This is a genomic window from Microvirga terrae, assembly GCF_013307435.2.
In the GTDB taxonomy this organism is placed as follows: Bacteria; Pseudomonadota; Alphaproteobacteria; order Rhizobiales; family Beijerinckiaceae; genus Microvirga; species Microvirga terrae.
In genome coordinates, this window is record NZ_CP102845.1 from 3622813 (window position 1) to 3638102 (window position 15290).

General features: G+C 66.2%; 8 protein-coding genes. 2 read left to right on the forward strand and 6 right to left on the reverse strand.

The annotated features are described in order from the left end of the window. The first annotated feature begins 66 nt into the window (after positions 1 to 66). Both pepN and HPT29_RS17065 read left to right on the forward strand, forming a co-directional pair. Positions 67 to 2718: an aminopeptidase N gene (pepN, locus tag HPT29_RS17060; RefSeq protein ID WP_173945063.1), complete on the forward strand. Its 2652-nt coding sequence runs from the start codon at positions 67 to 69 to the stop codon at positions 2716 to 2718. 245 nt (positions 2719 to 2963) lie between these two features. Continuing rightward, positions 2964 to 5237: a PAS domain-containing sensor histidine kinase gene (locus tag HPT29_RS17065; protein ID WP_259060116.1), complete on the forward strand. Its 2274-nt coding sequence runs from the start codon at positions 2964 to 2966 to the stop codon at positions 5235 to 5237. A 257-nt stretch (positions 5238 to 5494) separates the two neighbouring features. Here HPT29_RS17065 and HPT29_RS17070 read toward each other — a convergent pair whose 3' ends face one another. From HPT29_RS17070 to HPT29_RS17095, 6 genes are all read right to left on the reverse strand, one after another. Then, positions 5495 to 7225: a calcium-binding protein gene (locus HPT29_RS17070; protein WP_259060117.1), complete on the reverse strand. Its 1731-nt coding sequence runs from the start codon at positions 7223 to 7225 to the stop codon at positions 5495 to 5497. Between the two features lie 465 nt (positions 7226 to 7690). Next, complete coding sequence (locus tag HPT29_RS17075; protein ID WP_259060118.1) at positions 7691 to 10678, reverse strand: bifunctional [glutamine synthetase] adenylyltransferase/[glutamine synthetase]-adenylyl-L-tyrosine phosphorylase; 2988 nt, start codon at positions 10676 to 10678, stop codon at positions 7691 to 7693. Between the two features lie 299 nt (positions 10679 to 10977). Continuing rightward, positions 10978 to 12411, reverse strand: coding sequence for a HAMP domain-containing sensor histidine kinase (locus tag HPT29_RS17080; protein WP_173946976.1), 1434 nt, complete (start codon positions 12409 to 12411; stop codon positions 10978 to 10980). Between the two features lie 10 nt (positions 12412 to 12421). Further along, positions 12422 to 13120 carry a winged helix-turn-helix domain-containing protein gene (locus HPT29_RS17085; protein ID WP_173946977.1) on the reverse strand — a complete coding sequence of 233 codons (699 nt, stop codon included), beginning with the start codon at positions 13118 to 13120 and terminating at the stop codon, positions 12422 to 12424. A gap of 141 nt (positions 13121 to 13261) precedes the next feature. Next, positions 13262 to 14482 (reverse strand): S1C family serine protease, encoded by a 1221-nt coding sequence (locus HPT29_RS17090; protein ID WP_173946978.1) that lies wholly within the window; start codon positions 14480 to 14482, stop codon positions 13262 to 13264. Positions 14483 to 14775: 293 nt separating this feature from the next. Then, positions 14776 to 15210, reverse strand: coding sequence for a hypothetical protein (locus HPT29_RS17095; protein ID WP_173946979.1), 435 nt, complete (start codon positions 15208 to 15210; stop codon positions 14776 to 14778). Positions 15211 to 15290 lie beyond the last annotated feature (80 nt).

Consider the following 15290-nt stretch of genomic DNA (forward strand, 5'->3'; position numbering starts at 1 on the left):
TCTCTCCCCCAAGACTCTCGCCGAGACCCTCGCATTTAACGCAACTTTGTTTCACGCGGATATTTGATGCGCACCGACACTCAGCAGATCGTTCGCCTTGAGGACTACCGCCCCAGCGACTTCCTGATCGACCGCGTCGAACTCGACGTCAAACTGCATCCCACCGAGACCAAGGTCGTGGCGACCGTGGCCATGAGGCCCAACCCTGAGGGACGCCCGGACGCCCCCCTGGTGCTCGACGGCGACGAGCTGAACCTGAAGGCGGTAGCCCTGAACGGGCGCCCTCTGTCCACCGACGAGTTCGAGGTCTCTCCGCAATCGTTGACCATCGCGCAGGCACCGCGGCAGCCGTTCACGCTCACCATCGAGACCGAAATCAACCCGACGGCCAACACCAAGCTCATGGGCCTCTACCGGTCGAGCGGCAATTACTGCACGCAATGCGAGGCCGAAGGCTTCAGGCGCATCACCTATTTCCTGGACCGGCCCGACATCATGGCCGTCTACACCACCCGGATCGAGGCGGATCGCGAGGACGCTCCGGTTCTCCTGGGCAACGGCAACCCGGTCGAGAGCGGGACCGTCGACGGCTCCGACAGGCATTTTGCTGTCTGGCACGACCCGCATCCGAAGCCGTCCTACCTGTTCGCCCTCGTGGGCGGACGCCTCGGCCGGGTCTCCAAGACCTTCACGACCATGAGCGGACGGGCGGTGGACCTCGCGATCTACGTGGAGCCCGGCAAGGAGAGCCGCGCCGATTACGCCCTCGACGCGCTCGAGCGCTCCATGCGCTGGGACGAGAAGGTGTTCGGCCGCGAATACGATCTCGACGTGTTCAACATCGTGGCCGTGTCCGATTTCAACATGGGCGCGATGGAGAACAAAGGCCTCAACATCTTCAACGACAAGTACGTCCTGGCGAGCCCCGAGACCGCGACCGACATGGACTACGCCCATATCGAGGCGATCATCGCGCACGAGTACTTCCATAACTGGACCGGGAACCGCGTGACCTGCCGCGACTGGTTCCAGCTCTGCCTGAAGGAGGGCCTGACGGTCTTCCGCGATCAGGAATTCTCCTCGGACGAGCGCTCCCGCCCGGTGCATCGCATCGCCGAGGTGAAGACCCTGAGGGCGCGGCAGTTCCTGGAGGATTCGAGCCCCCTCGCCCATCCGGTGCGCCCGACCCAGTATCGCGAGATCAACAACTTCTACACGGCGACCGTGTACGAGAAGGGCGCCGAGATCGTCCGCATGCTCAAGACGATCATCGGCGAGGCCGATTTCCGGCGCGGCATGGATCTCTATTTCGAGCGCTGCGACGGCACGGCCGCCACGGTCGAGGATTTCCTGGGCGCCTTCGCGGACGTGACGGGCCGGGATCTGTCCCACTTCGCCCGCTGGTACGAGCAGTCGGGTACGCCCAGGGTCACGGTAAAGGGGCATCACGATCCTGACGCGAAGACGTTCCGCCTCGATTTCGAGCAAGGCACGCCCCCGACGCCTGGTCAGCCGAAGAAGGACGCGATGGCGATCCCGGTGGCGCTCGGCCTCGTCGCCCAGGACGGCACATTGGCGAACACCGCCTGCGAGCGCCTGGATTCCCGCGGCGTATTCCTGTTCGACAAGCTTACGGACAGCATCACGTTCACGGACGTGACGTCCCGGCCTGTTCCGTCGCTCTTCCGGGGTTTCTCGGCCCCGGTGAAGCTGTCGCTCGATCTACCGAATGAGGAGCTGCTGGTTCTCCTCCGGCACGATACGGACGCCTTCAACCGCTGGCAGGCTGCCCAGACCATGGCCATGCGCCTGCTCACCGCCCTGGCGAAGGGCATTCACGCGGACGACCGGGATATCGATGCCCTGGCCGGGGCGCTCTGCTCCTTCATGGCCAGGGATGCGCTCGACGACCCGGCCTTCGCGGCGCTCGTCGTCACGCTTCCCAGCGAGGCGGACGTCGCGCAGGAGATCGGGCAGGACGTGGACCCCGACGCCATCCACCGGGCGCGCTCGCAGATGCGGCACCGGATCGGCCGGAGCTGCGCGGAGCCCCTGCAGCGCTTCTACGACACCTTGAGCGATTCCGGCCCCTACAGCCCGGACGCGGCCAGTGCCGGACGGCGCTCCCTGCGCAACGCGTGCCTCGACCTTCTCGCCGCGGCCGACCCCGGCACCGGCGAGGCGCTCGCCGTGCGGCAGCTCGAATCGGCGAGCAACATGACCGATCGCCTCGCATCGCTGAGCGTGCTGACCACCCTGCCCGGCTCGGTACGCGAGGAGGCCATCGCCCGGTTCGGGGACCGCTACCGCAACGAGCCGCTCGTGCTCGACAAGTGGTTCACCCTGCAGGCGGCGATCCCGGAGGACGGCACCCTGGAGCGCGTGACCGGGTTGATGCAGCACCCGGCCTTCTCCATCTCCAACCCCAATCGCGTGCGCTCGCTCATCGGCAGCTTCGCCATGCTGAACCAGGTCCAGTTCAACCGCGCCGACGGAGCAGGCTATCGGTTTCTGGCCTCGATCGTGCTGCGCGTGGACGAGCTGAACCCACAGCTTGCGGCCCGTCTTCTGACCGCTTTCAGCACCTGGCGGATGATGGAAAGCACCCGCCGATCGCAGGCCGAACAGGCCCTCCGATCCATCGCGCAAAAGCCCAATCTTTCCCGCGATGTAGGGGATATCGTGAGCCGTTCCCTGGAAGAAGAGCAGACGAAATAACCTGTTTGTTTCAATAGGTTACGGGGTTGTCCCAGATTTCCCCAGGGGAATGCGGGATGGGAAATTTTTTATTAACCTTCGGGTTCTACTAACTAGACAAATCACCCGCCCAAGATTCTATTGATAGTGATTCGGAGAGATGCGGCACGTCCTCCGAAACAGGACGAAAATGGTTCCGGAGGAAACATCGCATGGCGGGGGCGGTGACCGCATGCGTACCCGCACGCGCGGGTACGATTCTAGGGGTGACGCGATCAGACGCGAACCCGGCCTATCGACGGCTCGAGCAATATGAGCCTCTGCTGAGGCTCGCCGTTCCCGCACTCCTGATCCTGTTCCTCGTCACCCTTGCCGGCAGCGCCTGGATCCAGATCCGCGACGGCCGCAAGGACACGCTGTTCGACGCCATCAACGACATCGACATCATCGCGTCGCTTTCGGCCGCGAAGCTCGGCGCCGTCCGCGCCCCGGCCGACCGCGCGCAGGCCGCCGCTCAGCTCGAGCGGCTCGCGAAGGACATGCCGCCGAGCGCCCTGACGCAGAACCGCTCGCTCATGCTCGTCGATCAGGCCGGCACCGTTCTGGCCGTACACCCACCCATGGAAGAGGCCCCGGCCAAGCTGACGGACGTCCTCGGCGAAGCCCAGCCCCTGATGCTGTTCGCCGACCGCGCCGGCGTCATGACGATCAAGCTTCCCGGCGGCTCGGAGGGCATGGCCACGGTGCGCGCGCTGCAGGCCTCCTCGGGCCAGATCGCCCTGGTCCAGCCGATGCCGCACATTCTGTCCGGCTGGTGGACGCGCACGATCGGGCACGTGTCGCTGCTCGGCGCCACGATCATGGTCCTGCTCGGCATCGGCGTGGCCTATGTGATGCAGGCCAACCGCGCCCGCGCGGCCGACGAGGTCTGCGAGAAGGTGCGCGATCGGATCGATTCCGCGCTCAACCGCGGGCGTTGCGGCCTGTGGGACTGGGATATCGGCCGCGGCCGCATCTACTGGTCCGACTCCATGTACGAGCTCCTCGGCTACGAGCGCCAGGACGAGTTCCTGTCCTTCGGCGAAGTGAACACGATGATCCATCCCGATGATCAGGATCTCTTCACGCTGGCCGAGCAACTCGCCTCCGCCAGCACCTCGCTGGTCGACTACGAGTTCCGCATCCGCAGCATCTCGGGCGATTGGGTGTGGCTGCGCGCCCGCGCCGAGCTGATGAACGATCCGGACGATGCGGCAAGCCATCTGGTCGGCATCGCGGTCGACGTGACCGAGCAGCGCGGCCTGGAGGAGAAGACCGCCAAGGCCGACGCCCGCCTGCACGATGCCATCGAGGCGATCTCCGAAGCCTTCGTGCTCTGGGACGCCAACAACAATCTCGTTCTGTGCAACTCGAAGTTCCAGAAGCTCCACGAGCTGCCCGCCGACGCCAACCTCCAGGGCAAGTCCTATGCCGAAGTGATGGCGCTTGGCCGTCCGCCGGAGGTGCAGCACCAGTTCCTGCGCCGCGAGCAGCAGGATGTCGGCGCGCGCACCTTCGAGGCCCGCCTGCAGGACGGCCGCTGGCTTCAGATCAACGAACGCCGCACCAAGGACGGCGGCTACGTGTCGGTCGGCACGGACATCACGGCGCTCAAGCGCCACGAGCACCGCCTCGTCGAGTCCGAGAAGGAACTCATCGCCACCGTTCTCGATCTCAAGCAGTCGCGCCAGAAGCTCGAGGCGCAGACTCATCAGCTCGCCGACCTCGCCGAGCGCTATCTCGATCAAAAGGCGCAGGCCGAGAGCGCCAACCGGGCGAAATCGGAATTCCTCGCCAACATGAGCCACGAGCTGCGCACGCCGCTCAACGCCATCATCGGGTTCGCGGAAGTGATGCAGAGCGGCATCTTCGGATCGCTCGGCTCGGAGAAATACGAGGAGTACTGCTCCGACATCCGCTCGAGCGGCGAATATCTCCTGTCGGTGATCAACGACATCCTCGACATGTCGCGCATCGAGGCCGGCCGTACGTCTCTCACGAAGCAGCCGATCGAGGTGCATTCATCGATCCAGCGCGCCCTCAAGCTCGTGGGCGAGCAGACCAAGGCCAAGAACCTCTCCGTCACGGTGGACGTGAACCCCGACGACATCATCGTGCCGGCCGACGAACGGGCCCTGCACCAGATCCTGGTCAACCTGCTCCAGAACGCCACGAAGTTCACCAGCGACGGCGGCTGCATCACGGTGCGCACGCGCCAGGCCGGCAACGCCGTCAACATCTACGTGGAAGACAACGGCATCGGCATTCCCGATCACGCCCTGCACAAGCTCGGCCAGCCCTTCGAGCAGGTCGAGACCGAATTCTCGAAGAGCTACAAGGGCTCGGGGCTGGGCCTCGCCATCGCCCGCTCCCTCGCGGAGCTCCACGGCGGCAGCCTGCGCATCAGAAGCCAGGAAGGCGTCGGCACCATCGTGCTCGTCCACCTGCCGCTGACCGAGGCCACCAACGCGGACATCGCCCTCGCGGACGCGGCTGCCTGATCGCACGCCGAAAACGCCGGAAACTCGCACATCATCGTCGGGGCCGTGCCTTCCTGTCCGGCAGGAGGCCTGTCGTTTCGGCCCACGGGCCGAAGCATGGGTGCGCTCCCTGCACGAGCGCACCACACGAGCCGCCGGTGGTCGGACCGACGACGATGGTCTCGCTCGAAAAGGAAGGGCGCAGCCTCCGCCGCGCCCCATGTGATCCATTGTCGAGCGGCGGAAGCGAGCCTGCCGCCCGGCCGCCTAGAAGAATCTCACAAGATGGAGAAGCTGGCTGCGCTGAGCGACGCATGATTGGCGATCACGGCAAACTTGACCTGCGCCGCGGCGCCCGAGCCGTCGGCATCGTAGAACAGTTCGCCGGTCGTCTGGTTGTAGACGATGCGATGCTCCGCCGCCGTTGCCGCAGCCCCCAGCTTGAATGCCGCACCGGACAGATACTGATACCCCGCGCTCGCGAACACGCTCCGGCTGAGCACGATCCGGTCGCCCTCCGCGGCCGAGAAGTCCTGCAGCGTGTCGACGTTGCCCGCGCCGGGGCCCGTGCTGAACCGGAAGGTGTCCGCCCCTGCCCCGCCGCTGAGCACGTCGCAGCCGAAGCCGCCGTCGAGCCAGTCGCCGCCTGAGCCCCCGAACAGGTAGTCGCCCCCCGCCTTGCCGGTGAGCGTGTCGTTGCCGCCCTCGCCGTAGAGCTGCGCCCCCGAGCCGCCGCCGCGATCAACACTCGTGAGCGTGTCGGCGTAGTTCGAGCCCTGCAGCACCTCGATGTTCGAGACCTGATCCCCCGCCGCCGCGCCGCCGTTCTGGTTGGTGGTCAGGTCGACCACCACGCCGCCGGTGGCGCTCTGGTAGGAGAGCACGTCCCAGCCGGCGCCGCCGTCGAGGAGGTCGCCGCCCGGGCCGCCGTCGAGCCAGTCGTTGCCGGCGCCGCCGAACAGGGCATCACCGCCGGCCCGGCCGGTGAGCCCGTCGTCGCCGCCTTCGCCGTAGAGCTGGACGCCGTTGCCATTGCCGCGGTCGAGGCCGGTGAGCCGGTCGGCGTGGTTCGAGCCCTGCAGCACCTCGACGTTCAGGATCGTGTCGCCGGCAGCCGCGCCGCTGTTGGCGTTGCTGGTGAGGTCGACCGTGATGCCGCTCGTGGCGCTCTGGTACGAGGCCACGTCCCAGCCGTCGCCGCCATCCATCAGGTCAGCCCCGGTTCCGCCGTCGAGCCAATCGTGGCCGGTGCCGCCGTCGAGCGTATCGTTGCCCGTCGCGCCAGTCAGGCCGTCATTGCCCTCGTGCCCCAGGAGAAGCCCGCTTCCCTTGAACGTGTCACTGCCGGGCGTTCCGAAATAAACATCGAAGCGAACGAGCGGGCCACCTTTGTCACTACCGAAAATGGCTTCGCGCCTGACCACCCAATCAATCTTGGAACTCGGCACTCCGGATGATGGCTGCTCATCGAGAACATCGGACAGCGGGCGACCATCATTCGGTCCCCCGACAATAGTAGGCTCTTCGAAAATGACCGTCAGCGGGCGATCGGTGACCGACCCTCCAACGATAGTGGGCTCCTCGAAGGTGACGGCCAGCGAGCCATCCGCGGTGTAGTGTGTCTCGATTCCATTCTCTATGATGGTATAGTCTTCGAACTCCAGGGTGAGTTCCTTTCGCAGTGTCAGGACCAAGTCTTCCCCGACCACAAAAATGGGCGTTCCGTCCGGCGTCTCGACGCTCCGGAGAAGACCATGATCGTAAGTATCGATACGGCCCGTCACCGGGTTGTAGACGACCGTAACGCCCGCGTAAGGATCGTTCGATCCGGAGCCTTGCGTTTGACCTGTGCTGCCTGAGGAATAAGAGGAGCCCGTTCCGGCTCCGCCTGTCTGATTGCCGGTGATGGTTCCGGTTTGGCCAGTCCCTCCCCAGGCAATTCCGCCGCCGCCCGTGTTGCTGAACACGCGCTGCATATCAAGCTCAAGAATAGTCGCGGCTGTAGCCATGCTGTGCCCCCTTCAGCCGGCGAGGTCGTTGTGAACGGATCCGCTGCGCCCGGCGAGAGCCGACCGCGGGCAGGACTGCATTCAAAAGGCCAACCGACATTGTTCACCCATGAACAATTGAAACAATATATCGGTGGAACTTGATGGCAAGTGCTTTTACACACGTCAAACAGTCAACGTATATTTCAACCCCAGGTTTTGAATGTCGATTCGAGTATTATCGGATGACTTTATATAACAATCGACGAATAGCGCCGGAAATAAATCAATATTATCATATAATTACTTTGATTAAACCAAACCATATAGTTCAATTTGAAATTAAACTGGTAGTATTTCTACGGATATTGATTAATTGCCGAAATCAGAAACATCGCCCCTTATTCCACCTCTGCGGTAGGCCAAAAGCTATGCTTCATCGCCGCCGCATCGACCGCTCGGTTCAGGGGCAGCAGGGTCGATCCGTCAGGTTCGCCGCCCTGTGGATTCCCGGCCCTCTGCAACCTTCAGTATCCGGTCGTAAAGGCCGGCCACCTGGCTCTGCGTCTCCTTCAGGTGGTGCAGGAGCACTTTCGGGTTCGGTAATCCCGCGATGGCGGCGAGGCGCTTCAGGATGGCGGGCGAGACGGATGAGGGGTCGAAGCGCCCCTCGATGGTGAGGCGCTGCCATTGGAAGATCGCATGGAACAGGCGATGCGCCTCCACGAGACTGCGCGCCTCCTCCCCGTCGATCAGCCCGACCCGGCTCGCCTCCGCGAACGTCTCCTCCGATGCATGGCCGATGAGGTCCGGATGGGCGGCGCCGTGCGCCAGCACGAGGGCCTGCGCGATGAAGTCCAGATCCGTGAGACCGCCCCGAACGAGCTTGAGATCCCACGGATCGTCGTCGCCCTTTTCCTGCGCGATGAGATCGCGCATGGAACGGACCTCGGCGAAGACCTTTGCCGCTTCCCGCCGGTCTCCCACGATCCGCCGCACCGCCGCCTGCACCTTCGCGCCGAAGCCGTCGTCTCCCGCCAGCACGCGGGCTCGCGTGAGGGCCATGTGCTCCCAGAGATCCGCCTCCGTCGTCTGATAGGCCACGAAGCCCTTGAACTGCGACGCCACGGGCCCCTTGCCGCCCTGCGGGCGCAGGCGCAGGTCGACCTCGTAGAGCAGGCCCCGGCGCGTCGGCACCGTGAGCGCCGCCACGAGACGCTGCGTCAGGCGCGTGAAGTAGACCACCACGTCGAGGGGGCGCGGTCCCGTGCTGTCGCGCCGCTCCTCGTCGAAATCGTAGATGACCACGAGATCGAGGTCGGACCCGGCCGTCAGCTCTTTCGTGCCGAGGCGGCCGAGACCCAGGATCGCGATGCTCGCCCCCGGCACAATGCCATGTTCGGGCTCGAACTCCTCGCGAACCCGTTCGAAGGACGCCCGCACGATGGCGGTCGCGACGGCCGCATAGGCCTCGCCGGCCTGCGCGGGCGAGATGATGTCGGAAAGGAGCCGCGCGCCGGTGATGAAGCGCATCTGCCGGGCGGCGTCGCGGGCACGGTCGAGGAAGTCCTCGTAGCTCTCCGGATGGCCGATGATCTGGCGCACCTGCTCTTCGATCGCGGTCTCGTCGACGAGCGGCGTGTTGAAGGCGGGATCGATCAGCACGTCGAGCACGTGCGGGGATTGCGCAACCGTGTTGGCAAGCCGCGGCGCGGTGCCGAGGAGATCCGCAAATCGCAGGCGCAGCCTGTCATGGGATTGCAGGATGGTGAGGAGTTCGACGGCGGCGGGCATGCGGCCGAAGGCGCTGTCGAGGGCCGCGAGCGCACCATCGGGCTCGGCGGTGCCGCCGAGCGCCAGGAGCAGCGCCGGCGTGAGTTCCGTAAGGACCTCGCGGGCCCGCGCGCTCTGAATTGCGGGGCGGCGCCCGAAATGCCAGCCGCGGACCGTCTCGGCCACACGCTCCGGTTCGCGAAAGCCGAGGCGCTGGAGGGTAGCCAGGGTCTCCGGATCGTCGCCGGTGCCGGTGAAGACGAGGCTCCCGGCATCGGACGCAAGCTCCGGCCCCTCCTCGAAGAGAAGCGCGTAATGGCCCTGCACGATCTTGGCCTGATCGGTCAGGGCCCTGGCGAAAGCCTTGATGGTGGGATAGCCGCAGAACCTGGCGAAGCGCTTGAGCGTGTCCTCGTCGGCAGGCAGACGCTGCGTCTGCTCGTCTGCGACCATCTGCAGCCGGTGCTCGATGGTGCGCAGGAAGCGATAGGCGTCGGAGAGTTCATCGCGCGCCGTGGCCGTGATCCAGCCCTCGTCGTGGAGCGCCTTGAGCATGTCGAGGGTCCGCCGCCCGCGCAGGGCGGGCCGGCGCCCGCCGAAGACGAGCTGCTGCGTCTGCACGAAGAACTCGATCTCGCGGATGCCGCCGCGTCCGAGCTTGATGTCATGGCCCGCGACAGCGATCTCGTCATGACCGCGCACCGCATGGATCTGCCGTTTCATGGCATGCACGTCGGCAATCGACGCGAAGTCGAAATACTTGCGCCAGATGAACGGACGAAGCTCCGTCAGAAAAGTCTCGCCGAGGACGAGATCACCCGCCACGGGGCGCGCCTTGATGAAGGCGGCCCGCTCCCAGTTCTGCCCGACGGTCTCGTAATAGACATAGGCCGACGACAGCGACATGGCGGTCGGCGTCGAGCCCGGATCGGGCCGCAGGCGATAATCGACACGATGCACGTAGCCGTCCGCGGTGCGCTCCTGCAGGAGCTTGGCGAGTTGCTGGGCGATGCGCGTATAGATCGTGGCCGCCTCGGACGGATCCTTCAGGGCGGTGGTGTCGGGGTCGAAGAAGATGACGAGATCGATGTCGCTCGAATAGTTGAGTTCGCCCGCGCCGTGCTTGCCGAGCGCCAGGACCGTGAAGCCGGAGCCCTCGCCGGGAGAATCGGGATTTGCGAGGTGGATGCGTCCGAGATCGGCCGCCTCGGTCAGCACCAGGTTCACGCCGCCGGTCACGGAGGCGTCGGCAAAGTCGGACAGGGCCTGCGTGACCTGCTCCGTGCCCCAGAGTCCGCCGATATCGGCCAGCGCCACGAGCAGCGCATGGGCGTTGCGGTTCTGCCGGAACACCCGTACGGCATCATGGCGCGTCATCGCGCCGGCCCGCACCTCGCGGAACAGATGGGTCTGGCTGTCAATGATGGCGCGGTGCGCCTCTTCCGGCGGCGTGAAGGCGAGGCGTGCCATCCGGACCGGATCGTTGACCACGAGCTGCCAGAGGAAGGGCGAGTGATCGGCGAGCGCCAGAAGAAGGTCGCGCGGCAGACCGGTCGCGAGACGGCCCGCGAGCGCCTCCGCCTCGGGCTCTTCGCGGACGCGCCCGAGGAAGTCCGCCAGCTGCGCCTTGGCGCGCCTCGCATCCGAAACCAGCGGGGCCTTCGTCAGGCGTTCGAGCAAGGAGTTCGTCGGGTCCGGCACGGCCAATCCATCGGGTGTCTGCGGGGTCCCTGAGTGTTCACGCCGGAGCCGAGGAGGCAATCGAAATCTTGCCCGGCGGGTTTGCATCGCTCGGGAATGAACCCGACCCCGTCATGGCCGTCCCTGGGCTTGATCCGGGAATCAGTCCCGGCCATCCCGCTCCCGTCCTGACACCCTCTCTCGTCATGGCCGGCCTTGTGCCGGCCATCCCAACACGGAAAACCGCGGCGTTCCAAGCAGTCGGGATTACCGGGACAAGCCCGGTGATGACGTGGAAACCGCAGCGATGTCCTTCACCGTCACGCGGCCGATTGCAGGGGCGCCTGCGGCAGTTCGACGGCCTTGAGAGGCATGGCCAGGATCACCCGCAAGCCGGGCTCGTTATCCTCCAGCAGCAGGGCTCCGCCGTGCAGCCTCGCGACGGCGGCCGCCAGGCTGAGGCCGAGGCCGAATCCCGGGCGGGAGCGCGCCGTCTCGAGACGGACGAACCGCTCGAGCACGCGGCCGCGTTCGGAGGCCGGGATGCCGGGGCCGTGATCGGCCACCGCGATCCGCACCTCGCCGTCGCGGCGATGCGCCGACACGCTGATCGTCTGAGGCACGCCGCCGGCCGCGGAACCGTATTTCAGCGCGTTGTCGAGGAGGTTCGCCATGGCCTGGCCCAGGAGCTCGCGGCTGCCATGGACAGGCAGGTCGTCCTCCACGGACACGGCGAGCGACACGCCCGCCTCCTCGGCCAGCGCCTCGTAGAGCTCGGCCACATCCCGCACCGCCTCGGCGGCGTCGAAATCCGCCAGCCCCTCGCGGGCGTTGCCGGCCTCCAGGCGGGCGATCATGAGCAGCGCGTTGAAGATGCGGATGAGGTTGTCGCTCTCCTCGATGGTGGCCTCGAGGGCGGATCTCAGCTCGTCGGGCGTGCTCGCGGTACGCAGGGCCTCGTCGGCCTTGTTGCGCAGGCGCGTCAGCGGCGTCTTCAGGTCGTGGGCGATGTTGTCCGAGACCTCCTGCATGCCGCGCATCAGCTCGCCGATGCGGTCGAGCATGTCGTTGAGGTTCTGAGCCAGGCGGTCGAGCTCGTCGCCGGTTCCGGCGATCTTGAGGCGCCCGCCCAGATCTCCGGTCATGATGTGGCGCGTGATCTCGGTCATGTCGTCGACGCGCTTGAGCACGCGCCGCGTGATGAACCAGCCGCCGACGCAGCCGAGCACGACGATGAAGAGCAGCGAATAGCCGAAGGCGCGGTAGATCACCTCCTGAAGGCGCCGGCGTTCCTCGATGTCCCGCCCGACCAGCAGCCTGAACCCGCCGGGCAGGAGATAGACCCGCACGATCGCCATGTCGGGCCGCGCCTCCGTCTCGTCGGTGCGGTTGTAGAGCGTCTCGAACTGGCCCGTGCGGCCGATCACGCCTGGCGGCAGGGCGCCCACGTTGCCCGCGACCCGCTCGCCCGTTTCCGTGGTGACGAGGTAGAGCATGGCGCCCGGCGCGCGCGAGCGTCGCTCGACGATGTTCACGAGGCGGCGCAGGCCGCCGAACCGGTACTGGTCCGACAGGCTGTTGATCTCGCTCTCGATGGTCGACACGAACTGGTCGGTGAGCAGCCGCTGGGCGTTCCAGGCCACGTAGCCCAGGCCCACGAAGGCGAAGATGGTGAAGATGAGGAGATACGCGAAGGACAGCTTGAACGCCGTCGTCCGGACGAGCTTGCCGAGGGCGCTCATGGAAGCGTTCATCGCGGCACGCTCATTCCTCGTCGCCCTCCTGGCCGACGCGCACCATGTAGCCCGCCCCGCGGATGGTGTGGATCAGGGGCTTGTCGAAGCCCTTGTCGATCTTGGCGCGCAGGCGCGAGACGTGCACGTCGATGACGTTCGTCTGCGGGTCGAAGTGATAGTCCCACACGTGCTCCAGCAGCATGGTGCGGGTGACCACCTGGTTGGCGTTCTTCATGAGATATTCGAGCAGCCTGAACTCGCGCGGCTGCAGCACGATCTCCTGGCCGGAGCGCGTCACCCGATGGGACAGGCGGTCGAGCTCGAGATCGGCGACGCGATAGACCGTAGGCTCGGTGCTGGGGGCCGCGCTGCGGCGGCGCGAGAGAACCTCGACGCGGGCCAGAAGCTCGGAGAAGGCATAGGGCTTGGGCAGGTAATCGTCGCCGCCGGCGCGCAGGCCCTTCACCCGGTCGTCGACCTGGCCCAGGGCGGACAGGATGAGGACCGGCGTCTCGACCCGCTGCTCGCGCAGGGACCGGATCAGGGACAGGCCGTCGAGCTTGGGCAGCATGCGGTCGACCACGAGCACGTCGTAATCGCCCTCCTCGGCCATCGCGTAGCCGTCGAGCCCGTCGGCGGCGTGATCCGCCACGTGGCCCGCTTCCCGGAACGCCTTGACCAGGTAGGACGCCGCCTCTTTGTCGTCCTCGATGATGAGAATCCGCATAAGCCCACGTGTGACGCGATGAAGAAAACCCGACGGCAGGCCGGCCTTGGAGGGGGATGAGGCCGGCCTGCCGTGGGCAGAAGACACCAGGTGTCAGGGGCAATCAACTCAAAACCCCGGTGTCCTACTACCTTGTGTGGATCATGCGCCCTTCGGCTGAGCCCCGACCTCGAGGGTCACGGTCCGCTCCTTGCCCTCACGCCAGAGGGTGAGCGACAGGGACTTTCCGGGAGCGACGCCCGCCACCTTGCGGGACAGATCCTTCGCTTCCTTGATCGGCTCGCCGTCGACGGCCACGATCGTGTCGCCGGTCCGGATGCCGGCCTTGGCGGCGGGGCTGTCCTTCAGGGCCTCGGCCACGAGAGCGCCCTTGGGCTCCTTGAGGCCGATCGCCTCGGCGATCTCCTTGGTCACCGGCTGCATCTGCACGCCGATGAATCCGCGGGTCACGGAGCCCTTGTCCTTCAGTGACGACACCACGCTCTCGACCGTGCTCGCCGGGATCGCGAAAGCGATGCCCACATTGCCGCCCGACGGCGAGAAGATCGCCGTGTTCACGCCGACCACCTCGCCGGCCAGGTTGAAGGTCGGGCCACCCGAGTTGCCCTTGTTCACCGAGGCGTCGATCTGGATGTAGTCGTCGTACGGGCCCGAGCCGATGTCGCGGTGCTGGGCCGACACGATGCCGGCCGTCACCGTGCCGCCGAGGCCGAACGGGTTGCCGATCGCCATCACCCAGTCGCCGATCCGGGCCTTCTGGGGCGCCAGGCGGACATAGGGAAAGTCGTTGCCTTCGACCTTCAGCAGGGCGAGGTCGGTCTTCGGGTCGGTGCCGATCACCTTGGCGTCGAGGGTCTTGCCGTCGTCCATGGTGATCTCGACCGCGGAGCCGTTCTCGACCACGTGGTTGTTCGTCACCACATAGCCGTCGCCCGAGATGAAGAAGCCGGAGCCGAGAGCCTGGCCGAAGTGGCGCGGACGCTCCTGGCGCGGACCACGATCGCCGCGGCCGGGCATCTGATCGCGGAACTGGCGGAAGAAGCGCTCCATCGGATGGCCCGGGGGCAGGTCGGGCATCGAGAACTGCTGGCCGTCCTCGTCGTCGTCGTTGTTGTTGCGGTCGGCGACGTTCTGCACCTTGACCTTCACGGCCACGACGGCAGGCTTGACCCGGTCGATCACGTCGGCGAAGGACGGGACGCTCTGGACCGGCTGCGCCATCGAGCGCAGTTCGGCATGGGCGGGCGTGGGAGCAACCAGACCGCTCTCGACGGCGCCGCCCGCGATGATCGCGGCCACGGCCGCTGCGCCGAGCCACTTTGCGGTGCGCTTGCGGGCGGGGGTGGAAACCTTGTCCAACATCTCTTGTCTCTCCTCGAAGAATCTTCGGCGGAACCCTCTCGGGTTCGTCATGGGAGCAAGATGGGGGGTCGCGCCTTACGGCACCCTCACCCGGAGATGAATTGTTGGTAAGGTTTGAGGATGGGCGGCCTCGGCCTCCCCTCCCTCGTCATCACCGGCCTTGTGCCGGTGATCTCGCTTGTTTGAGGTGCCGCGCCTCACCGGACCGGGATGGCCGGGATAAGCCCGGCCATAACAGCCCGAGTGTCTTGAAACAGCCCGAGTGTGTTGAAGCGGCCACGACGTGGGAGACGTTACCGCCCCCGGCGGGACGAGACCCTGACCTTCCGGCCCTTGGACTTCGCCGCTTTGGCCGGCCTCGCCGAAGCGATCTTCGTCCTCTCGCGGTTCGCACGCCCAACCTTGCGGCTCGGCGCGTCCCGGCCAGGCAGGACCGCGTCCGGCCGCCCGTCGGCGTCGTCGAGCACCCGCTGCGGCGGCAGCGGCGCGCTGCTGCGGGCCACCACGGTGCTGCTGATGCACTGGGTCACGTAGGCCGCGCGCCGCTCCACGATGCGCCGGTAATCGTCGACCTGGATCTTGCGCTTGGGCACGATCCGGCTTCGCGCCTCGATGCGGCAGGACTCGCGCTTGGCGACGAGATCCTCGGCCACGAGATCCTCGCCCGCGCGGGCGGTGAAAGGAAGGGCGAGAAGGAACAGACACAATCCACGGGCCGCAAGCTTCACGACCGGACCTTTCGCAGGGGAAATATCGGGAGATGTGAGTGTCGGATATCAGCCGATCCTCAGCTTGGCGCCGCGACAAA